17 protein-coding genes and 2 pseudogenes are annotated in these 19516 nt (G+C 68.1%); 14 read left to right on the top strand and 5 right to left on the bottom strand.

Going from position 1 to position 19516, the window contains the following annotated elements:
- Nucleotides 1–27: 27 nt before the first annotated feature.
- From WME83_RS08255 to WME83_RS08240, 4 genes are all read left to right on the top strand, one after another.
- Nucleotides 28–1374: a DUF1552 domain-containing protein gene (locus WME83_RS08255; RefSeq protein ID WP_437321976.1), complete on the top strand. Its 1347-nt coding sequence runs from the start codon at nucleotides 28–30 to the stop codon at nucleotides 1372–1374.
- Between the two features lie 32 nt (nucleotides 1375–1406).
- Nucleotides 1407–1586, top strand: a complete 180-nt coding sequence (locus WME83_RS08250; RefSeq protein WP_437318707.1) for a hypothetical protein — start codon at nucleotides 1407–1409, stop codon at nucleotides 1584–1586.
- A 19-nt stretch (nucleotides 1587–1605) separates the two neighbouring features.
- Complete coding sequence (locus WME83_RS08245; protein ID WP_437318706.1) at nucleotides 1606–2382, top strand: hypothetical protein; 777 nt, start codon at nucleotides 1606–1608, stop codon at nucleotides 2380–2382.
- Nucleotides 2383–2529: 147 nt separating this feature from the next.
- Nucleotides 2530–3456 carry a LysR family transcriptional regulator gene (locus WME83_RS08240; RefSeq protein WP_437318705.1) on the top strand — a complete coding sequence of 309 codons (927 nt, stop codon included), beginning with the start codon at nucleotides 2530–2532 and terminating at the stop codon, nucleotides 3454–3456.
- Nucleotides 3457–3468: 12 nt separating this feature from the next.
- Here WME83_RS08240 and WME83_RS08235 read toward each other — a convergent pair whose 3' ends face one another.
- The 5 genes from WME83_RS08235 to WME83_RS08215 form a co-directional block, all read right to left on the bottom strand.
- Nucleotides 3469–4536 (bottom strand): alcohol dehydrogenase catalytic domain-containing protein, encoded by a 1068-nt coding sequence (locus WME83_RS08235; RefSeq protein WP_437318704.1) that lies wholly within the window; start codon nucleotides 4534–4536, stop codon nucleotides 3469–3471.
- Between the two features lie 350 nt (nucleotides 4537–4886).
- Nucleotides 4887–5792 (bottom strand): hypothetical protein, encoded by a 906-nt coding sequence (locus tag WME83_RS08230; RefSeq protein ID WP_437318703.1) that lies wholly within the window; start codon nucleotides 5790–5792, stop codon nucleotides 4887–4889.
- A 56-nt stretch (nucleotides 5793–5848) separates the two neighbouring features.
- A complete protein-coding gene (locus WME83_RS08225) occupies nucleotides 5849–6772 on the bottom strand; it encodes a hypothetical protein (RefSeq protein WP_437318702.1) in 924 nt (307 codons plus the stop codon).
- A 243-nt stretch (nucleotides 6773–7015) separates the two neighbouring features.
- Entirely contained in the window at nucleotides 7016–7495 is a 480-nt protein-coding gene (locus WME83_RS08220; RefSeq protein WP_437318701.1) for an SRPBCC family protein, read from the bottom strand.
- Nucleotides 7496–7603: 108 nt separating this feature from the next.
- A complete protein-coding gene (locus tag WME83_RS08215) occupies nucleotides 7604–8470 on the bottom strand; it encodes a hypothetical protein (protein ID WP_437318700.1) in 867 nt (288 codons plus the stop codon).
- Here WME83_RS08215 and WME83_RS08210 point away from each other — a divergent pair.
- The 10 genes and pseudogenes from WME83_RS08210 (at nucleotide 8469) to WME83_RS08165 (ending at nucleotide 19308) form a co-directional block, all read left to right on the top strand.
- Nucleotides 8469–9092 (top strand): hypothetical protein, encoded by a 624-nt coding sequence (locus WME83_RS08210; RefSeq protein ID WP_437318699.1) that lies wholly within the window; start codon nucleotides 8469–8471, stop codon nucleotides 9090–9092. The two genes, WME83_RS08215 and WME83_RS08210, sit on opposite strands and share 2 nt — an antisense overlap.
- Nucleotides 9089–9556 carry a hypothetical protein gene (locus WME83_RS08205; protein WP_437318698.1) on the top strand — a complete coding sequence of 156 codons (468 nt, stop codon included), beginning with the start codon at nucleotides 9089–9091 and terminating at the stop codon, nucleotides 9554–9556. Before WME83_RS08210 ends, WME83_RS08205 begins: the two co-directional genes overlap by 4 nt.
- A 77-nt stretch (nucleotides 9557–9633) precedes the next feature.
- Nucleotides 9634–9837, top strand: a complete 204-nt coding sequence (locus WME83_RS08200) for a helix-turn-helix domain-containing protein (RefSeq protein WP_437318697.1) — start codon at nucleotides 9634–9636, stop codon at nucleotides 9835–9837.
- Nucleotides 9838–9881: 44 nt separating this feature from the next.
- Nucleotides 9882–11873: a type I restriction-modification system subunit M gene (locus tag WME83_RS08195; RefSeq protein ID WP_437318696.1), complete on the top strand. Its 1992-nt coding sequence runs from the start codon at nucleotides 9882–9884 to the stop codon at nucleotides 11871–11873.
- Nucleotides 11870–13063 carry a restriction endonuclease subunit S gene (locus WME83_RS08190; protein WP_437318695.1) on the top strand — a complete coding sequence of 398 codons (1194 nt, stop codon included), beginning with the start codon at nucleotides 11870–11872 and terminating at the stop codon, nucleotides 13061–13063. The genes WME83_RS08195 and WME83_RS08190 overlap by 4 nt, the downstream gene beginning before the upstream one ends.
- On the top strand, nucleotides 13060–14286 hold the full coding sequence (locus tag WME83_RS08185) for an AAA family ATPase (RefSeq protein ID WP_437318694.1): 1227 nt from the start codon (nucleotides 13060–13062) through the stop codon (nucleotides 14284–14286). Before WME83_RS08190 ends, WME83_RS08185 begins: the two co-directional genes overlap by 4 nt.
- The gene (locus WME83_RS08180; RefSeq protein ID WP_437318693.1) at nucleotides 14273–14956 is read left to right on the top strand and encodes an HNH endonuclease; all 684 of its coding nucleotides are present in this window, start codon (nucleotides 14273–14275) and stop codon (nucleotides 14954–14956) included. The genes WME83_RS08185 and WME83_RS08180 overlap by 14 nt, the downstream gene beginning before the upstream one ends.
- A pseudogene (rhuM, locus tag WME83_RS08175) lies at nucleotides 14953–15760 on the top strand (RhuM family protein). The gene WME83_RS08180 and the pseudogene rhuM overlap by 4 nt, the downstream one beginning before the upstream one ends.
- Nucleotides 15757–18765: pseudogene (locus WME83_RS08170) on the top strand (type I restriction endonuclease subunit R); the annotation flags it as partial. The pseudogenes rhuM and WME83_RS08170, both read left to right, overlap by 4 nt.
- Nucleotides 18739–19308, top strand: coding sequence for a S24 family peptidase (locus WME83_RS08165; protein WP_437321975.1), 570 nt, complete (start codon nucleotides 18739–18741; stop codon nucleotides 19306–19308). The pseudogene WME83_RS08170 and the gene WME83_RS08165, both read left to right, overlap by 27 nt.
- Nucleotides 19309–19516 lie beyond the last annotated feature (208 nt).

The following is a 19516-nucleotide window of genomic DNA, read 5'->3' as shown; positions in this document are numbered from 1 at the left end:
TCGAAATTTCGTTTGAGCCGACGTGCCATGCTGCGGGGCGCCGGCGCCATCGCGGTCTCGCTCCCCTGGCTGGAGATCATGGGCACCGAGCGCCCGGCGCACGCGGCCCCCGCCCCCGCCAAGCGCTTCCTCGCCGTCTACACGCCCGGCGGCACCGTGCTGAACCGCTGGAGGCCGACCGGCTCGGAGACGAGCTTCACCCTGAGCCCCATCCTGGCGCCGCTCGCGCCGGTGCAGAACCGGCTGATCGTCGTCGACGGACTCGACATGAAGAGCGCGCGCGGCGAGCAGCACCAGGCCGGGATCATCGCCTGGCTCACGGGCACGTCGCAGGAGGGCTCCAACAACGGCGGCTACGGGCAGGGGCCGTCCATCGATCAGGTGATCGCCGCCCGGATCTCCGCCGGTCAGAAGGCGAAGGCCAGCATCCAGATCGCGTTGCGCTGGGCCACGGGCAAGTCTCACGGCCTGCTGTCGCCGATGAACGCCGCGAATTTCGAGAACGACGCGCCGCACAAGCCGATCCCGCCGCGCCTCGATCCGGTGGAGATCTTCACCGAGCTCTTCGGCACGCTGAACCCGAACGACGGCAACGACGCCGCCCGTCGCCTCGCGCGGAAGCAATCGATCCTCGACTTCCTCGACCGGCGCTACGCCACGCTGTCCTCGCAGCTCGGCGCCGCCGACAAGCAGAAGATCGACCAGCACCTGACGAAGATCCGCGAGATCGAGCGGAGCCTCAGCAACCTCCCGGTCGAGACGAGCGCGTGCAAGGTGCCGACGCGGGTCGACACGTCCGACTACAACCCGCGCACGGGGCTCAATGCGGACAACGACGGCAAGGTCAAGGACACCTCGACCGACGCGGCGATCCCGAAGGTCGGCAAGCTCTTGACGGACATGATGGTGATGGCGTTCGCCTGCGACATCACCGGGGTCGGCACCCTGCAGTGGAGCGACACCGAGGCGAAGCACACCTTCCCCTGGCTCAACCTGACCGAGCACCACCATTTCTACCAGCACGACGGCGGCTTCAGGCCGAACGAGTGCGAGGCCATCTGCACCTGGTACTCGAAGCAGCACCTCTATCTCCTGCAGGAGATGGAGAAGATCGACATGGGCGGGCACTCGCTGCTCGACGAGAGCGTCGTCTTCTTCGGCTCCGAGCTGTCGGATCCGCCGTCGCACAAGAAGAACGACATGCCGTTCCTGCTGGCCGGCGGCGGCGGAGGCCTGCGCACCGGACGCTGGCTCCGCTACCCGAACCTCCCGCACAACAACCTGCTCGTCTCGATCTTGAACCTGTTCGGCGACACCCGGACTACGTTCGGCGACCCGCGGGACTGCACCGGGCCGCTCACCAACCTGACCTAGCCATTCGAACGCGGCGCGGCGCACCGTGCGCCATGGGTCCCCGTTCCTCGTTCGTGACCGGTCGCACCGGCAGCCTCGCCGGCGTTGCAAGGCGACGCCGGCGCGCGCTGGGCGGGGGGATCCGGCAGCGGGACGCCCGCTGGTTCGACATCGACGAGACGAAGCTCGACGGTCCCGACTTCTATCCCGGCGTTCTCGCCGGACTGGTGTGAAATGAGAATCTCTCTGCTCGTGATCCCTGTGACGATGGTCCTTCTTGCCTGCGGCTCCGAGGCCGACCCGCCCGCGAACGGCCAGGCGACTTCCAGCGCGACGGGCGCTGGGGGCTCGGGCGGGGAAGCCGCGACGGGCGCCAGCACGAGCGCCTCCAGCAGCGCGAGCTCCGGCGGGACCGGCGGCAGCGGCGGGGCCGGCGGCAGCGGCGGGGCCGGCGGCAGCGGCGGGGCCGGCGGCAGCGGCGGAGCCGGCGGCAGCGGCGGCGAGGACCCGCGCGCCGCGGCCGCCAGCATCGACGGCTTTCGCTGGGAGCTGCCGTGCGACCAGGATCCAGGCAACCGTGACGAGTGCTCGACGTCCGCGCGGGTCGACGAGACCAGGACGTTCGGCGGCTCGCCCGACACGACCTACCAGGTGACTGTCCGGCTGCGCGGCGTCGTCGAGCCGATGACGTACCAGGGCGGCACATCCGACGGCATGCACTTCCGCGTCGGCGGTTCGCCCACCAACCCGACGTACAACATCTACAGCTTCGCTGTCTCCGATCCGCCCGAGGTCTACTATCTCAACGATAACCCCAACGTGGGTCACGACACGTTCATCATCGACCACACGAAGACCATCCCGATTCGGGGTGGAGCCACCGTGACGTTCATCGGCGACGGTCAAAACGCCGTCGAGATCGCCAACTTCAAGCACCTCGTCGTGGACGGCATCCCCCCGGCGCCCGAGCCTTTCATCGGTCAGTTCATCCAGCTCGACGTGCTGTCGGTCGAGGCGGCGCAGCCCTGACCGTGCGCCGCGCAGGATGAGCTCCGCCGGCCGAAGTGAGATGAAGCCCCAGCCCGCCTCCGCGCCGAGCGCGTGAGCTGGAAAGCCACGACCGCCCCAGGCCGCGCGAGCCCCACCGCCGTTGCGCGCGGAGGCGGCCGGGGTACGATGTCCATCGTGTCCGTGGAGCTCGATCTCGATCCCGCCGAGCTTCGGCGCTTCATCGCCGTGGCCGAGGAGCGGAGCTTCCGTCGCGCCGCCGAGCGCCTGGGCATCGCCCAGCCTCCGCTCTCGCGGGCGATCGCGCAGCTCGAGGGCAAGCTGCGGACGCGGCTCCTGAACCGGACGACGCGCCAGGTGTCGCTCACCCCGGCGGGGATCGTCCTGCTCGATCAAGCGCGCCACGTCCTCGACGCGGTGGCGGCCGCGGCGCGCCGCACGGCGCGCGCGGGGCAGCCTCGCGGCCACCTGGCCGTCGCGCTCAAGCCAGGGAACGGCGGGCGCCTGCTGCGCCGGCTCGTCGATCATCACGAGCGCTCAGGGTCGCAGGTGCGCCTCGAGGTGCTCGTCAGCGGCTGGGGGGAGCAAGCCGCCATGCTCGCGGACGGCCGCGCCGATGTCGCGTTCTTGCGAGGCCCCATCACCGCGCCGGGCATCGACGCCGAGCCCCTGTTCACGGAGCCCCGCTGCGTCGCGCTCGCCGCGACGCACCCGCTCGCGGGCAGGCGCGTGCTCCGCCGCGCGGATTTGGCGCGCGATCCCGTGCCGGTGTGGCCTGCGGCCAGCGCGGAGCTCGCCGCGTACCGCGCCGCGGCCGACAGGGCCGACGACGCACCTCGCGGCCCGGTCGTCCGCGACGCGAGCCAGCTCCTCGAGGCCGTGGCGCTGGGCCAGGGCGTCGCGTTCGTCCCCGCCTCCAGCGCCTCGCTCTACGCGCGCCGCGACGTGAAGTACGTGAGGATGGCCGGGATCTCGGCGAGCACGCTGTACGTGGCGTGGCCGGACACCTGTCGTTCGAAGGAGGTCGCGCGCTTCGTGCGGCTCGCCGTGGAGGTCGCGTCGAGCCTCCGAGGCGACGCCGCGGAGCTCGCGTGAGACGGCATCAGGTCACGGGCGGAGCACGGTCATCTTGAAGGGACCGGCGTGGGCGGCGGCGTGCGCGACGGCCTCGTTCGCGCGATCCAGGCTGAACTCCGCGAAGTCGAACGGGTCGAGCGTCAGGACACCGGACCGGATGAGCCCCACCAGGCGGACGGCGGCCTCGCGTGGGAACATCCACTGGCCGCGCAGCGTGATGCAGTTGCGCATGAGGTGCCGATAAGGCAGCTCCAGCCCGGCCGCGACGCCTCCCATCAGCACGATGGTCCCGTGCGGCCGCACCGTCAGCGCGGCGGCGCGCACCGCGGCCGCGGGCGCCGAGGGCGGCAGCAGGTCGAGCACGCGGTCGATCGGGCCCGGCGCCGCCCTCAGCATGCGGCTCCGGTCGTCCTCCTCGCTGCCGAGGAGCTTCACGGTGCGGACGCGCGGACCGAAACGGCGGGCCAGCGCCGCCAGCGCCGCTTCGTTCCGGCCGGGCGCGATGACGCAGCCCGCCCCCATCGCCAGGGCGACCGCGACGCCGGCGCTGCCGAAGCTCCCGGTGGCGCCGCTGATCAGGACGGTCTCCCCCGCCTGCAGGTTCGCCGCGAGGAGCCCGCCATACGGCACGAGCAGCACGTTCAGCGCGCACCATCGCGCGGCGTCCGCCGCGTCGATCGCGCCGATGGGGACCGCGTTCTCGGTCGGAACCTTGATCTGCTCGGCGAAAGATCCATGGCGGAAGTGCGCTTGCAGCCGCAGGCCACCTTCGCCCGCCGCGGTCCATCCTTGGAGCAGGACGTCGGGAGACACGGCGTCGTCGCGCGAGCGCACGGTCGGGTCGCAGAAAACCCAGTCGCCGGGGGCGAGGCGCGTCGCGTCCGGTCCGACGGCGCGCACCCGGCCGACCGCGCCGATTCCCGGCGCCAGCGGCAGATCCAGCAGGTAGTTCCGCGCGCCGCTGAAGGCCTCGTTCGCGTAGGAGACCACAGGGGCGGCCACGACATCGACGATGACCTCCCCCGTGCCCAGGGTCGGGTCCGGCAAGGTCTCGATGGCGAGGGGGGAGCCAAACGCCTTCAATACGGCAGCTTTCATGGACGCATCCTTTGCTGTCATGGGGCCGCTCTCGCGGGCCGCGGGTTCGCGTGACGTCCTCGAGCCTCGGCGCGGGCGGAGGCGCGCCGCGCAGGCAGCGCCGCGCGGGCAGCGCCCCGCCGGCGTGCTCGTCGCGGCGTGCTCGCCGGGCGGGCGGTGCCTTGGGTTTCGAACGACGGTGGCGTCGTATGGACCGGTCGGCGCGCGCGCGCCAATACGCGGGGCGCGCCGATTGATACCGGCGGCGCATCAATGGACGGAGCGCCGGTGCGCCCGCGCGCGGGGCGCTGGAGCGAGCGTGGAGCGAGCGCCTCAGCCCGCAGGCTGCCTGCGGAGGAGGGATGACGCTCTCACCGGAACGGCCACGGCTCGCCGACGCTCCGCGAGGCGATGCGGTAGTCGCCGGGCGCGCCCCACACCGCTGCCTCCCGGTCGGGCGCGCTCTGCCCCATCGCGAACGTGAACGACAGGACAGGCCGCTGCCCCGCGCGCGGCCGCCGCTGGGGCCCCGACCAGCGCACCTGCAGGTTCGTGGAGAGCGCCGCCTCCAGGGCGGCGACGGCCTCGTCGGCGTCAGTGGTCGTGACCCGGGTGCCAACGAAGAAGCCCGGGGTGTTCTGCTCCACGATGTGGAGGTGCTCGCGCAGCCACGCGGCCCCGTGCGCTCCCGAAGCCGGGGCGAACGGCGGCGCGGAGAAGACCTCGGCGAGCGCGGCGCCGACCAGGCCGGCAACGCTGATGTGGTGCCACTGCAGTCGCTCCGGCTCGGGCGGCCACGGCTCCGTCTCCAGCTCGATGGCGAGCGCCTCGAGGTACTGCGCCGGCCCGTCGAACGCCGGCGCCACGCCAGTGGCCTCGGTGTCGACCAGGTATACTGTGCCGCCCTCGCCGATCCAGAGTGAGGGGTACCCCTTCGCCACGACCGGCAGCAGCACCTTGCCTCCCGCGCGCGGCAGGCTCTCCGGCCCGAGCGGCCGCCGGCCTTCGAGCGCCTTCAGCGAGGCGAACACGCCGAGCCGCTTGTCCGGCGGGAGCGGCGCGCCCCCGGCGAGGACCTCGAGCTCGAGCGCGGCCTCGTAGGCGGGCAGCCCGCGCGCTTCCAGCAGGGCCCGCAGCGCATCGGGCGACGTGGTGTGCTCGGGGTCGCGGCGGAGGTCGAGCGCCTGGAAGACCTCGACCGCGTGCGGGCTCAGCCGCCTGGGCGCGCTGTCGGTGAGCCGGATCGGACGGTCGCTGTGCCGGCGTGCCTTGCTCATCTGTGTCGCTCCCGGCGGCGCTGCTGCCGCATGCGCTGCGCCCGTTGCGGCTCCCGTCAGGAGCTCGCCGGCGCTCCGGACGGGAGCCGCAGGGTCGCCTTCCCCTCCTCGTAGGTGGTCCAGCTGAGCAGCCGTCCTTCGGCGGTCGTCTGGTACTGCTCGATCCGTCGCGAACCGCGCGCGCCGATGAGCCAGACGGAACCATCGTGGTGGTCGTCCTCGTCGCCGTACTCAAAACGGACGGCATCGGGGGCGGCGCTCCACGAGCCCGTAGGAGGGATGCTCGACTCTTCATCGGCGGACAGGCGCACCACCGTCGCCCCCACGCGATGGACGCTCACGCGGGGCGATCCGACCACGTGGGCAGCCGACTCCAGGATCGCCGCGACGTGCTCGAGCGAGGGGGCGAGCACGAGGTCCGCGCGCGCCTCGTACACCTCCGGCTGCCGGTAGTGGCGCAGGAGCACGCCGCACGAAGCGAAGTAGGCCTGATACGCGTCCGTCGCCTCGGAGACGAGGGTGAGACCGAGCGACGCCGCGAGGGCGTCACCCGTCGCGGGGTGGACCTTGACCCGGTACGCGCGATGCGCCTCCGCGGCCGAGAGCAATGCGCGTTGCTCGATGTATTTCTCGATCGAGGCGCTCTTGACGTTAGGCTGGGTGATCACCTCTCCCGCCTCGTTCATGAACAGGCCGCAGACCCCCTCGCTGCCGATCGGCACCATCGTGCCGTCGAGGTCGAGCGGGTCGTTCTCGTCGCGCATCGGTTCGTCATCGTAGATCCCGAGGGTGTCCTCGCCCCACGACAGCCCGCCGTAGAGGTGCTCGAAATCGATGGCCGCAGCGAACAGCGGCCGATGGCACTCGGCCAGTCGGCGGGAGACGCTCTCGCGATCGCGTGCGATGTCGTCGCGCTCCGCGGAGAGGAGGAACTGCTGAGCGCGAGGGGAAAACAGGTGCAGAGGCAGGGGAGGTCGCATGGGCGGTCTGTCAGCGGAACACGGGCACGTTCTGGATTGTGAACACCTGGGCGATGTTGGGCATGGCCTGCGGCGTCATGACCCGGTTCGACAATCCGTACGCCGTCGAATGCCACCTCCGCGACGAGCCAGGCGGTCCTTGAGCGGCTCCGCTAGCCCCGCATAATCGCGGAGCGCCGGGGAGAGGGGCCCTCCAAGCCTCCGCGCCGCGGCGGCCCGGTCGCTCCGCGCGAGAGGCAGGCGTCACCCCAGGTAGCGCGCGAGATTCTCCAGGGACGATCGAAGCCCGGCGTCGTGGTCGGCCTGGCTGATGCCGGGCGGGACGTTCTCCGCGGTGATGGTGATGCGGGTCCCTGCGGCCAGCGGTTCGAACGACCACGTCATCACCATCTCGCCCGCGAACGAAGCGTCCGACGACTCGAACTCGACCGACTGGACGATGCGCTTGCCCGGCTCCAGCGAGAGGAAGCGCCCGGTGCTGACGTCGGTCCGCCCTGTGGTCTTGCCCCCACCGGAGGGCGCTGCCTCCTCGTAGGTCAGCTCGATGCGGTAGCGACCGCCCTCGCGGAAGTCGTAGTCGAGGACGCGACCGGTCATGCTCTCGGGCGGGAGCCACATGATGAGCGCGTCGGGATCAACGAAGGCACGGTAGACCGCGTCGGGTCGGGCTGCGACGACGAGCGACGCGGTATCCGTTCGACCTCTGGCGGCTGGATTTCGCACCCGGACAAGCTATCGCGCCAGCGGTTCTCTGGCCAGAGCGGAGAGTCTGCCGACGTGCGTCACCCTACGGCATAATGGGCGTTGAAGCCGCCGCCCGCCGGCCGATGTTCAGGCGGTCGTGGGCGCGGGGGTCGCAGGCGCGGGCGCCGCGGCCGGCTTGCCGTTGGTCTCCGCCGGCTTGCCGTTGGCCTGTCCGGCCTCGGCGGCCTTGCGGGCCTTCTCGCGCCGCGCCGCCGCGCGCCGGCGCCGCTCGTAGGCGCTCGTCACCTCGCGGGCGATCTCGGGGTGGCGCCGGAACACGTGGGCCGCGGCCTTCCGGATGGCGCCCACCCGCTCGACCATGAGGCGCAGCAACTGGTTGCGGATCGTGGTCGCGGCGGCCGAGGCGCCGGCTTCGGGGGCCGCCTCCAGCGCTCGCCGTTGCAGGTCCTCCGCGAGCTTCCTGGCCTCGGCGATCACGCGCACGTCGAACGCCTCGTCCGCCTCGACAAGGCGGTCCTTGAGCGACTCCGCGAGCCCCGCGTAGTCGCGGAGCGCCTGCGAGAGGGCGCTCGAGCGCTGGCCGTCCTGCGCGTGGAACTCCTTGATGCGCGCGAGCTGCGCGTCGGCGGGCTCGTCGACGTCGTCGTCGAGCAGGAACTCGAGCGCCGACTCGAGCTCATCGACGACGAACCGGGCGCGCTCGCCGAGATCGGCCACGGCCGGATCGACGATGAGCAGCAGCCGCGTCTGCGCCTCCTGCACGGCGTGCACGAGGGAGAGCAGCTCCTCGCTGCTCGAGGCGGGCAGGCGGTTCTTGACCCGCTTGAGGCCCGGGCGATCGCCGTCGGGCTCCCAGTACTTCTTCACGAACGCCGCGGCGGCGACCGCCTCGCGCACGGCGATGTCGTACGGGATGTTCAGCGGGTTGTCGGTCCGCTCCGACTTGGCGGCGACCTTGACCCAGCGATCGAAGTCCGTTGCTTGCTTTGCCATGATGACGTTGACCCCTCCCACGAAAAAGATCGGGAAGACGTACAGATTCTATAGATGCTCGATGGGCGACAAGTACGGCGCGGACAGGTGCTCCGCGCGGCCGCTGCTTGCGCGCGCCATCGAGGACTTCGTGGTCGAGCGCTTCATGGAGGCGACCACCGACGGCACGTTGGCCGAGCGCATCCAGGCCAAGCTAGCCGCGCGCGTCGCGAAGGGGCGCACGACCTTCGGCGAGGTGCGCAGGGCCCTGTCGGCGCACATCGCAGATACATCCGCCGCCGCATCGAAGCTGACCGAGGAGGTGATGCGGCTCGACGGTCGCGCGCGCAAGCTCGTCGAGGCGAAGCTGCGCCTCGAGGCCGCCCGGCTCGACGACGCCGAGAGCAAGCTCCGCGCGCTCGAGGATAACGCCGAGAATCTCGAGCTGCTGGAGAGCCAGCGGGAGTGGTTCGTCGGTGCGCTCCGCAACTTCAGCAAGGTGTGGAGCGACATGACGCCCGAGAACCAGGGCCGCCTGCTGCGCGCGCTCGTCGCCAGGGTCAGCGTCGACGAGGAGACCGGGGTGTGCCGAGTCGAGCTGGTAAAATTCGACGCAGCAGCCAGCGCGAAGGAGGTCGCGTGAGGGGCGCCGAGAACAGAGAGGAGAGCGCGAGGAAGAACACGGACGCCGAGGGCGACGAGTTCCGCGTCATCGAGAAGCCGCTCTTCCGCCGGAAAAGCCGGAGCGTCACGCTCGCCGAGACGCCGCCGCCCGCGAAGCCGGAGCCCGTGCGCCGGCCCGTGAAGGTCGCCCAGCAGCTCGCCCTCGCGCACCACCTGCAGGCGCCCATCGACCGAGGCGCCGTCGCCGACCGGGCTGCTGTGGCGCGGAAGCTGGGGCTGACGCGGGCGCGGGTGACGCAGCTCCTCGACCTGACCCTGCTCGCGCCGGACCTGCAGCTCGAAGTGCTCGAGCTCGAGGCGGTGGACGGCGTCGAGCCGATGGCAGAGCGGGCCCTCCGGGCGGTGGCTCACGCGGGGACGTGGGCCGAGCAGCGGGCGGCGTGGCGAGCGGACACGAGAAGCACGACTGCCCGAGAACGTTGAGCCCCCGCGGTCCCTAGTGTACCCTGGCCGCGGCTGGCAATCTCTGCCAACCGCTGCCCAGGTGGAGCCTGGTCCCAATGCCGGACGAGATTCTCACACTGCCCGGGATCGCCCAGTTGCTGAAGGTCGCGGAGAAAAGCGTCTACACGATGGCCCAGAAGGGCGAACTCCCTGCCTTCAAGGTGCGCGGGCAGTGGCCGTTCAAGCGCGACGACATCGACGCGTGGATCGAGCAGCAAAAGGTCGCGCTGCGGCCCGAGCACGGGCGCGATGACGGCTAGGGCTTCATCCACTTGCGCACGCGCTCGCTCGACGGACGGCGAACATGGCCTCTGATCACAACTCCTTCGCGAACCTCATCTGGCAGATCGCCGACCTCCTGCGCGGCCCCTACCGCCCGCCGCAATATGAGCGCGTGATGCTGCCGATGACGGTGCTTCGTCGCTTTGACTGCGTCCTCGCCGAGACGAAGGCCAAGGTCGTCGCCGCGCACGAGAAGCACAAGGGCGGCAAGCTCGCGGGCGACGCGCTCGACACCACGCTGAACAAGGTCGCGGGCCAACGCTTTCACAACCATTCGCCGCTCGACTTCGCGAAGCTCAAGGGCGACCCGGACAACATCAACAAGCACCTGGTCAGCTACATCAAGGGCTTCTCGGCGAACGTCCAGCGCGTCTTCGAGTACTTCGAGTTCGAGGCCGAGGTCGAGAAGATGCACGAGGCGAACATCCTCTACCTCGTGGTCTCGAAGTTCGCCGACGTGGAACTCCACCCGTCGAACGTGCCGAACGAGCAGATGGGGCTGATCTTCGAGAACCTCATCCGCCGCTTCAACGAGCTCGCGAACGAGACGGCCGGTGATCACTTCACGCCCCGCGAAGTGATCCGCCTCATGGTCAACCTGCTCTTCATCCACGACGACAAGCTGCTCGCGACGGCCGGCACCGTGCGCAAGTTGCTCGACCCGGCGTGCGGCACGGGCGGCATGCTGGCCGAGGCGCAGCGCTACCTGCGCGAGCACAACACCGAGGCGAAGCTCTATGCCTACGGGCAGGACTACAACAAGCGCGCCTTCGCTACGGCGGCCTCCGACATGCTCATGAAGGAGGTGAGTCACAACGGCGGCGGCGACAACGTCCGCTTCGGCGACATCTTCACCGAGGACCAGTTCCCGGCCGATACCTTCGACTACTTCCTCAGCAACCCGCCCTTCGGCGTCGACTGGAAGAAGCAGCAGAAGGAGATCCAGAAGGAGCACGAGAAGCGCGGCTTCGACGGCCGTTTCGGCGCCGGCCTTCCGCGCGTGAACGACGGCGCACTGCTGTTCCTGCAGCACATGTGGAGCAAGCGCGAGGACGTGAAGCCGAAGGAACACAAGGCGGGCTCGCGGCTCGCGATCGTTTTCTCCGGCTCGCCTATGTTCACGGGCGGCGCGGGCTCGGGCGAGAGCGAGATCCGCAGATGGCTCCTCGAGAACGACTGGCTCGAGGCCATCGTCGCGCTGCCGGAGTCGATGTTCTACAACACGGGCATCGGCACCTACGTCTGGGTCGTCACGAACCGCAAGGAGAAGCGGCGCAAGGGCAAGGTCCAGCTCCTCGACGCGCGCGACGTCTGGACGGCGGGCGGCAGCGAAGACAGCAAGCGCAGCCTCGGCGACAAGCGCCGGCACATGACGGTCGCACAGATCGACGATATCGTGCGTCTGTACGGCAAATTCGAGGAGGGCCCGCGCTCGAAGATCTTCGACAACGCTGACTTCGGGTACACGCGCGCCGCCATCGAGCGCCCGCTGCGTCTTAGCTACCACATGACGACGGATGGCAAGGCGCGCTTTCTCGATGCTTGTCCGCACCTGCTCGACGACGTGCAGGCCATCGACAACGCGCTCGGCCGCGAGCCGCGCCTGGACTGGCCGGCGACGTGGGACGAGATCGAGGCGCTCCTGAAGAAGCGCGGCAGCCGCTGGAAGGCGGCCGAGCAGAAGCTGTTTCGCTCGGTGTTCACGCAGCGCGACGCCAAGGCCGAGCCCGTGCCGGCGAGTGGTCGTGGCTCGGTCTTCGAAGCTGACGCCGACCTGCGCGATTTCGAGAACGTGCCGCTCAAGGAGGACGTCGACGCCTACTTCGAGTGCGAGGTGAAGCCGCACGTGCCCGACGCTTGGATGGATCGGAGCAAGGACAAGGTCGGCTACGAGATCAACTTCAACCGGTACTTCTACGTGTTCACGCCGCCGAGAGCGCTCGCGGAGATCGACGCGGACCTCAAGCGTGCTGAGGATGATGTCGTTCGGTTGCTCCGCGAGGTGACCACGTGACGGACTTCCACGCAGCACCGGACTGCTGGATGCGCAAGCAGCTCAAGTGGGCCGTGACGTTTCAGCGCGGGCACGACCTACCCGATGATGCGCGGGAAGAGGGGCCAGTGCCTGTCTACGCGGGCGGTGGCATCACAGGTTGGCACAAGGAGTCCTGCGCCGCTCCCCCGGGGATCGTAACTGGTCGCTACGGCACGATTGGGGAGTTTCACCTGGTGTCGACGCCGTACTGGCCTCTGAACACTGCTCTGTACAGCATCGACCTTCACGACAATTACCCGGAATACCTACGCTACCTGCTCGAGTTTCTGGCGCCGCTATTTCATGTGCATGCTGGCAAGTCGGCAGTTCCGGGAGTAGACCGAAACGATATCCACACGATTCCCGTGGCGCTCCCTGGGCGGGAGCAACAACGGCGAATCGCGGCATTACTTGGACGCGAGACGCGCCGTATTGACGGACTGCTAGCAGCCAAGCAGCGCTTGCTTGACCTGCTTGCCGAGAAGCGCAAGGCCATCATCGCCACGGCGGTTACGCGCGGGCTCGACCCGAAGATGAAGCTACGCGACTCGGGCGTGCCGTGGCTGGGAGAGATCCCGGCGCATTGGGAGACCGAACGCGCGCGCTGGCTCTTCCGCGAGCGCGACGTGCGCTCGGAGACCGGTGAAGAGGAGATGCTCACCGTCTCGCACCTCACAGGCGTCACGCCTCGGTCCGAGAAGGACGTCAACATGTTCGAGGCCGAGACGAACGAGGGCTACAAGCTCTGCGAGCCCGGTGACCTCGTGATTAACACACTCTGGGCGTGGATGGGCGCGATGGGCATCGCTCCCGTGAAGGGCATCGTCAGCCCCGCCTACAACGTCTACGAGCCCGGCCCGCGCCTCACACCCGCCTATATCGATGCGCTCGTCCGCCTCCCCGTGTTCGCCCAAGAGGTGACGCGTTTCTCGAAGGGTGTCTGGTCCTCGCGCCTTCGCCTCTACCCCGAGGGCTTCTTCGAGGTGTACCTCCCGGTGCCGCCTCAGGACGAGCAGCACGCCATCGTCGAGCACATCGCGCGCGAGACTGCCAAGCTCGACGCTGTGCGGACCGCGACCGAGCGCACCATCGCGCTGCTTAGGGAGCGCCGCTCCGCGCTCATCGCGGCCGCGGTAACCGGCCAGCTCGACGTGCGGGCGGCGGCATGAAGGTCCGCGAGCTCACGGTTACGAACTTTCGTGGGTTCGCGGGCGAGCGGCGCTTCCAGTTGTCGGAGCGCTTCACCGTGATCGCCGGAATCAACGGGCGCGGGAAGAGTTCGTTGCTCAACGGTCTGGCACTCCTGCTTGCGCGTCTCCTCCGCGCCCTCTCGCTCAGTGCCGGCAGCGGGCGGACGATTTCGGCGAACGACGTTCACGCAGGCCAGGCGGAAGCCGCGCTCGCGATGCTGGTGTCCTGCGCCGGCATCCCGGTGAGGTACGACGTCGCCTTCAGTCCCAACTCGCAACGCGTGCGAGCGCACGGCCTCGCGAGCGCGGTGCGTGAGCAGATTCGAAAGAACTACGGTGACCCCACGCGCGAAGACGACCAGGCCCCGGTGGCCGTCTATTTCACCACCGATCGCGCAGGGTACCGACTGCCTCGAACCCTGCCGATGGACCTGCCGACGGGCCAGCGCCTCGCCCATCACGGCGCGCTGTCCAACCGCATGGTCGACTACCGCGACTTCATGGCTCGCTACCGGCTGTGGGTCCGGCAGCAGAGCGCCGAGTTGGTTGCGTTTAACCGAGTGCTGAGCAATTTCCTCGACGGCTTTGCTGATGTCGCGGTCGAAGAGGATCCACTGCGGCTGACGGTAGAGAAAGCTGGTGCGCGCATCTCACTGCAGCAGCTCTCCGACGGCGAGCGTGCCTTCATCGCTATGCTCGGCGATCTCGTGCGCCGCCTCGCGCTGGCGAACCCGGAGTTGGCAAACCCTCTTGCAGGCCATGGCGTCGTTCTCATCGATGAGTTGGAGCTTCATCTCCACCCACGCTGGCAGCGAGAGGTCGTCGAGAAGCTGCGCGCCAACTTCCCGAACATCCAGTTCATCGCGACGACGCACTCGCCCTTCATCATCCAGTCGCTTCGACCTGGAGAGCTGATCACGCTCGACCCCGAGGAATTCGGTGAGTATGCGAACCGCAGCGTCGAGGACATCGCCGAGCACGTGATGGGGGTCGAGGTGCCGCAGAAGAGCGAGCGCTACCTCGAGATGATGAAGGCCGCTGAGGAGTACTACCGGCTATTGCGCGAAGCGCCCGACCAGGCGCAGGAGACAGAAGAGCGACTTGCCGAACTTGCCGTGCGTTTCAGTGACGACCCCGCCTACCAAGCGCAACTGAAGCTGGAGCGCGCTGCTCGAACGGGGGGCGACGATGCGCCCGGTTGACAAGGGCACAGCCCCCGTCGCGACATATGCGAACTACGCCGCGGCGCTGCCCGATCTCGAACAGCGGCTTGGGCGCTATTGCAGCTACTGCGAGCGCTACATCGCGACGAACCTCGCCGTCGAGCACGTGCAGCCGAAGTCGCTTGTTCCCGCACTGGCGCTGACGTGGTCGAACTTCCTGCTCGCGTGCGTGAACTGCAACTCCTGCAAGGGCGACACACTGGTCACCGTCGCCGACTACCTCTGGCCCGATAGCGACAACACGCTTCGAGCGTTCGAGTACCGCACGGGCGGGGTGGTCGCACCGCATTCCACGCTCGCGACGCCAGTTCGCGCAAAGGCTCAGGCATCCGCAGCACTCGTCGGACTCGATCGCGTTCCTGGAGGGGCAATTCCTCCGACACGGAGCGACCTGCGATGGCTCAAGCGATTCGAAACCTGGCGCAAGGCGAACGACGCACTCCGCAGACTCTCTCAGAACGACACGGTGGAGCTGCGCGAGCAGATCGTGGACACCGCCCTCGCAACCGGGCTGTTTTCAATCTGGTGGACCGTCTTCGCGGTCGACCGAAACATGCGGTCACGACTGTGCGCGGCGTTCGTGGGCACCTGCTCGAACAGCTTCGACGCTAACGGGAACCTCCAAGCGCGACCCGGAGGGCAACTGTGACGGACCAGACCCCGCAGGAAGGAGATCTGATCCTCTACCGCACGGCGGATGACGTTGTGCGCGTCGAGGTGCTCTACGAGGCCAAAACCTTCTGGCTCGACCAGCGACGCGTGGCCGAGCTGTTCGGCGTCGACGTCCGCATGGTCAGCTATCACCTGAAGGAGGGCTACGCCTCGGGGGAGCTGACGCCGGAGGCAACTCTCCGAAGAATTTGGAGAGTTCAACGCGAGGGAAATCGCGAGGTTAGTCGCGAGATCGAGTTCTACAACCTCGATGCGATCATCTCGGTCGGCTACCGGGTCAACAGCACGCAGGCCACCCAGTTTCGCATCTGGGCGACCCAGACCCTGCGCGAGTTCATCGTCAAGGGATTCGTCCTCGACGACGAGCGGCTCAAGCTGAACAAGCGCTTCGGCAAGGACTACTTCGACGAGCTGCTCGAGCGGATCCGTGAGATCCGCGCCAGCGAGCGGCGGTTCTACCTGAAGATCACCGACATCTACAAGCAAGGAGTTCGAGCGCATTGTGTCGATGTATCTCGACTATGCCGAGAACCAGGCCGCGCGCCAGATCCCGATGAAGATGGCGGACTGGGTCGCGAAGCTCGACGCGTTCCTGCGGTTCAACGAGTACGAGGTGCTCGCGAACGCCGGCAAGGTCTCCGCGGAGTTGGCCAAGCGCCTCGCCGAAGAGCAGTACGACAAGTTCCGCGTGCGGCAGGACCGCGAGTTCGAGAGCGACTTCGAGGCTGAAGTGACGCGCATCGAGTTGAAGCGCCCCCGCAAGAGGAAGGAGGAGCCATGACGAGCACGCCCCGCCACTCCGAGGCCGCGTTCGAGACGGTCATCGAGCAGCACCTTCTCGGGCACGGCTACGTCGCCATCTCGCGCGATAGCTTCGACCGCGAGCGCGCCATCTTCCCATCCGTGGTCCTCGACTTCATCAAGGACACGCAGCCCAAGGAGTGGGCGAAGCTCGAAGCGCTGCACGGGCTGAAGACAGGCGATCAGATCCTCACCGACCTCTGCAAGTGGATGGATGCGAACGGCTCGCTCGCGACGCTGCGTCACGGCTTCAAGTGCTACGGGCGCACGCTCTTCGTCGCCTACTTCAAGGCGGCGCATGAGCTGAACCCGGAGCTCGAGGAGCGCTACGCGAAGAACCGTCTCGGCCTCACCCGCCAGCTACGTTTCTCGACTCGCTCGGAGAAGTCGCTCGACGTCACGCTCAGCGTGAACGGCATCCCCATCGCGACGCTCGAGCTGAAGAACGCGATGACCGGGCAGACGGTCGAGGACGCGCGACGGCAGTACAAGCAGGACCGCGATCAGCACGAGACCATCTTCGAGTTCAAGAAGCGCACGCTCGTGCACTTTGCCGTCGACACCGACGCGGTGCTCATGACGACGCGCCTCGCGGGCAACGCCACCCACTTCTTGCCGTTCAACAAAGGCGACGGCGGCGGCGCGGGCAACCCTGTCGATCCGCAAGGCCGAAGCTACCCCACCGCCTACCTCTGGGAAGAGGTGCTCGCGCGGGACAGCTTGCTCGATCTGCTCGCGCGCTTCCTCCACCTGCAGGTCGACGAGAAGCGTGACGACCATGGTCGCAAGGTGAAGACCGAGCAGATGGTCTTCCCTCGCTACCACCAGCTCCAGGCGGTTCGCTTCCTTGTGGAGTCTGCCCGCACGGAAGGCCCGGGGCACAACTACCTCATCGAGCACTCGGCCGGTAGCGGCAAGAGCAACACGATCGCCTGGCTCACGCACCGGCTCGCGTCGCTGCACGACGAAAGCAACCGGCGCGTCTTCGACAGCGTCATCGTCGTCACCGATCGCGTGGTCCTCGACCAGCAGCTCCAGGACAACATCTACCAGTTCGAGCACAAGCGCGGCGTCGTGCAGAAGATCGACGAGAGCTCGCGCCAGCTCGCCGAGGCGCTCGAGAGTGCCGTTCCGATCATCATCACGACGCTGCAAAAGTTCCCGTTCGTCTCACGCCAGTTGCTCAAGATGGCCGAGGAGCGCGGCGAGACTGCCTCCGGCACCTTGCAGACGCGACGCTGCGCGGTCGTCATCGACGAGGCCCACAGCTCCCAGGGCGGCGAGACCGCGACGGATTTGAAGGAAGTGCTCGGTGGCGAGGCGCTCCGCAAGGAGGCGCAGAGGCTCGCCGCCGAGGAAGGTCGGGGGGATCTCGAGGAGCTGTTCCGCAGCATGGCCAAGCGCGGCCGCCAGGCGAACCTGAGCTTCTTTGCGTTCACCGCCACGCCCAAGCACAAGACGCTCGCGGTATTCGGGCGCAGCGGAAAGCCCGCGCACCGCTACACCATGCGCCAGGCGATCGAGGAGGGCTTCATCCTCGACGTGCTCAAGAGCTACACGACGTACGCGACGTACTTCCGTCTCCTGAAGTCGTGCGAGGACGATCCGAACGTCGAGCGCAAGAAGGCGGCTCGCGCGCTGGCACGCTTCCTCAAGCTGCATCCGCACAACATCGCCCAGAAGACCGAGGTGATGGTCGAGCACTTCCACGCGGTGACGCGCCACAAGATCGGCGGGCGCGCGAAGGCGATGGTGGTGACCGGCTCACGTCTCGAGGCCGTTCGCTACAAGCAGAGCTTCGACAAGTACATCAAGGAAAAGGGCTACCCGATCAAGTCACTCGTGGCATTCTCCGGCACCGTGCAGGACGACAAGCTCGCCGACGTCTCGTACACCGAGGAGGCGATGAATGGCGGGCTCCGCGAGAAGGAGCTGCCCGAGCGGTTCGCCTCGCCTGAGTACCAGGTGCTTCTTGTCGCGGAGAAGTACCAGACCGGCTTCGATCAGCCGCTCCTCCACACGATCTACGTCGACAAGCGGCTCGCCGGCATTCAGGCGGTGCAGACGCTCTCGCGACTTAACCGCATCCACCCGCTCAAGGAGGACACCTTCGTCCTCGACTTCGTGAACGACCGCGACGAGATCCGCGAGGCGTTCAAGACCTACTACGAGGGCGCGGAGATCGGTGACGAGGTCGACCCGGCACGCCTCTACGCCATCAAGGGCGAGCTCGACGGGGAGGGCATCTACCTCGACGAGGAGATCGCGCGGTTCAGCGATGTGTACTTCAAGCCCAAGCAGAAGCAGAGCGCCCTCGACCACCAGGCGATGAACGCGGCGCTCGACCCAGCAGTCGCTCGCTTCAAGGCGCGCTCCGAGGAAAGCCCCGACGAGGCCGAGCTCTGGCGCGGCAAGCTCCAGGCGTTCCAGAACCTGTACGGCTTCCTCAGCCAGGTGATCCCGTACCAGGACTCGGACCTTGAGCGCCTCTACGTGTTCGTGCGCCATCTCATGACCAAGCTTCCGCGTCGCGCCAGCGGAGCGGGCTATCAGTTCGATGATGAGGTCAAGCTCGAGTACTACCGTCTGCAGAAGATCAGCGAGGGGTCAATCACGCTCAAGGACGGCGAGGCGCGAAAGCTCGACGGACCGGCCGAGGTGGGAAGCGGCGTGCTGCGCGAGCAGCCGGTTCCGCTCTCGCAGCTGATTGACGTCGTCAATGAGCGCTTCGGGACCGACTTCAACCAAGCCGATCAGCTCTTCTTCGATCAGATCGTTGAGGCCGCGCTGGGCGACGACGGCTTGCGTCGCGCGGCTGCGGTGAACCCGGGCGACAAGTTCGAGCTGCTCTTCAAGAACGTGCTCGAGCGGCTCTTCGTCGATCGCATGGACCAGAACGAGGACATCTTCGTTCGGTTCATGAACGACGTCCCCTTTCAGAAGGTCGTGACGACCTGGATGGCAGAGGAGGCGTACCGCCGCCTTCGCGTCAATGAGGGCTGGTCGCAGGGTGCGGCCCGGCCGAAGCTGCGGCTGGTCGCAGGAACTGCGAAGGACCGGTACGTGAAGTGCGTGCCGCTCGTGCCGCTCAAAGTGGCGGCCGGCGCGTTCAGCGACCCGCAGCATGTCGCCGACGACGACTTCGAGTGGGTCGAGGTGGACGGTGAGCGGCTACGCCCCGGAATGTTCGTCGCGCAGGTCGTCGGCCGCTCGATGGAGCCTGGCATCGAGGACGGCTCGTACTGCCTCTTCGCCGCCCCGGTCACCGGTTCCCGGCAAGGACGCACCGTGCTCGCCCAGCTTCGCGACGCCACCGACCCCGAGACAGGGCATCGCTACACGGTGAAGCGCTACGAGAGCGAGAAGGCCCGCGCCGGCGACTCGTGGCGACACACGAAGATCACGCTGAGGCCCACCAATCCTGCCTACGCGCCCATCGTGCTCGAGGACGTCGGAGAGGATGCGGTCCAGGTGATCGCGGAACTCGTCGAGGTGCTCGGCCTGACGCCGCCCGTCATCGGGAGCTGAAGGAGTGTTACTTCCGGGAGAGCTCACTTGGTCGCTCGTCGAGATCCTGCACCCGCCTGTCAGGGCAGCCCCAACAAAGCGCGGCTGCAACAGGGCGACGGGTTGGTCGTTGGTCCGTCGCGCCACGCGCCAACGTGGGCGCCGGATGCGCGGTGGCGCCGGACAGCGCCCCGATGATCAACAGTCCCGCCCCGGGTGGGACTGTTGA

The sequence above is a fragment of the Sorangium sp. So ce385 genome (assembly GCF_051474135.1).
GTDB lineage: Bacteria > Myxococcota_A > Polyangia > Polyangiales > Polyangiaceae > Sorangium > Sorangium cellulosum_D.
The sequence above is the reverse complement of the archived record's forward strand: the minus strand, read 5'-3'. Positions and strand labels throughout refer to the sequence as shown.

Excerpts from the sequence above, each read along its gene's own strand:
- WME83_RS08185 (WP_437318694.1), top strand. The coding sequence starts at position 13,060 with ATGAAGGTCCGCGAGCTCACGGTTACGAACTTTCGTGGGTTCGCGGGC.
- WME83_RS08225 (WP_437318702.1), bottom strand. The coding sequence starts at position 6,772 with ATGCGACCTCCCCTGCCTCTGCACCTGTTTTCCCCTCGCGCTCAGCAG.
- WME83_RS08250 (WP_437318707.1), top strand. The coding sequence starts at position 1,407 with ATGGGTCCCCGTTCCTCGTTCGTGACCGGTCGCACCGGCAGCCTCGCC.
- WME83_RS08165 (WP_437321975.1), top strand. The coding sequence starts at position 18,739 with ATGGCAGAGGAGGCGTACCGCCGCCTTCGCGTCAATGAGGGCTGGTCG.
- WME83_RS08255 (WP_437321976.1), top strand. The coding sequence starts at position 28 with ATGCTGCGGGGCGCCGGCGCCATCGCGGTCTCGCTCCCCTGGCTGGAG.
- WME83_RS08180 (WP_437318693.1), top strand. The coding sequence starts at position 14,273 with ATGCGCCCGGTTGACAAGGGCACAGCCCCCGTCGCGACATATGCGAAC.
- WME83_RS08215 (WP_437318700.1), bottom strand. The coding sequence starts at position 8,470 with ATGGCAAAGCAAGCAACGGACTTCGATCGCTGGGTCAAGGTCGCCGCC.
- WME83_RS08200 (WP_437318697.1), top strand. The coding sequence starts at position 9,634 with ATGCCGGACGAGATTCTCACACTGCCCGGGATCGCCCAGTTGCTGAAG.
- WME83_RS08240 (WP_437318705.1), top strand. The coding sequence starts at position 2,530 with ATGTCCATCGTGTCCGTGGAGCTCGATCTCGATCCCGCCGAGCTTCGG.
- WME83_RS08230 (WP_437318703.1), bottom strand. The coding sequence starts at position 5,792 with ATGAGCAAGGCACGCCGGCACAGCGACCGTCCGATCCGGCTCACCGAC.
- WME83_RS08210 (WP_437318699.1), top strand. The coding sequence starts at position 8,469 with ATGATGACGTTGACCCCTCCCACGAAAAAGATCGGGAAGACGTACAGA.
- WME83_RS08195 (WP_437318696.1), top strand. The coding sequence starts at position 9,882 with ATGGCCTCTGATCACAACTCCTTCGCGAACCTCATCTGGCAGATCGCC.
- WME83_RS08235 (WP_437318704.1), bottom strand. The coding sequence starts at position 4,536 with ATGAAAGCTGCCGTATTGAAGGCGTTTGGCTCCCCCCTCGCCATCGAG.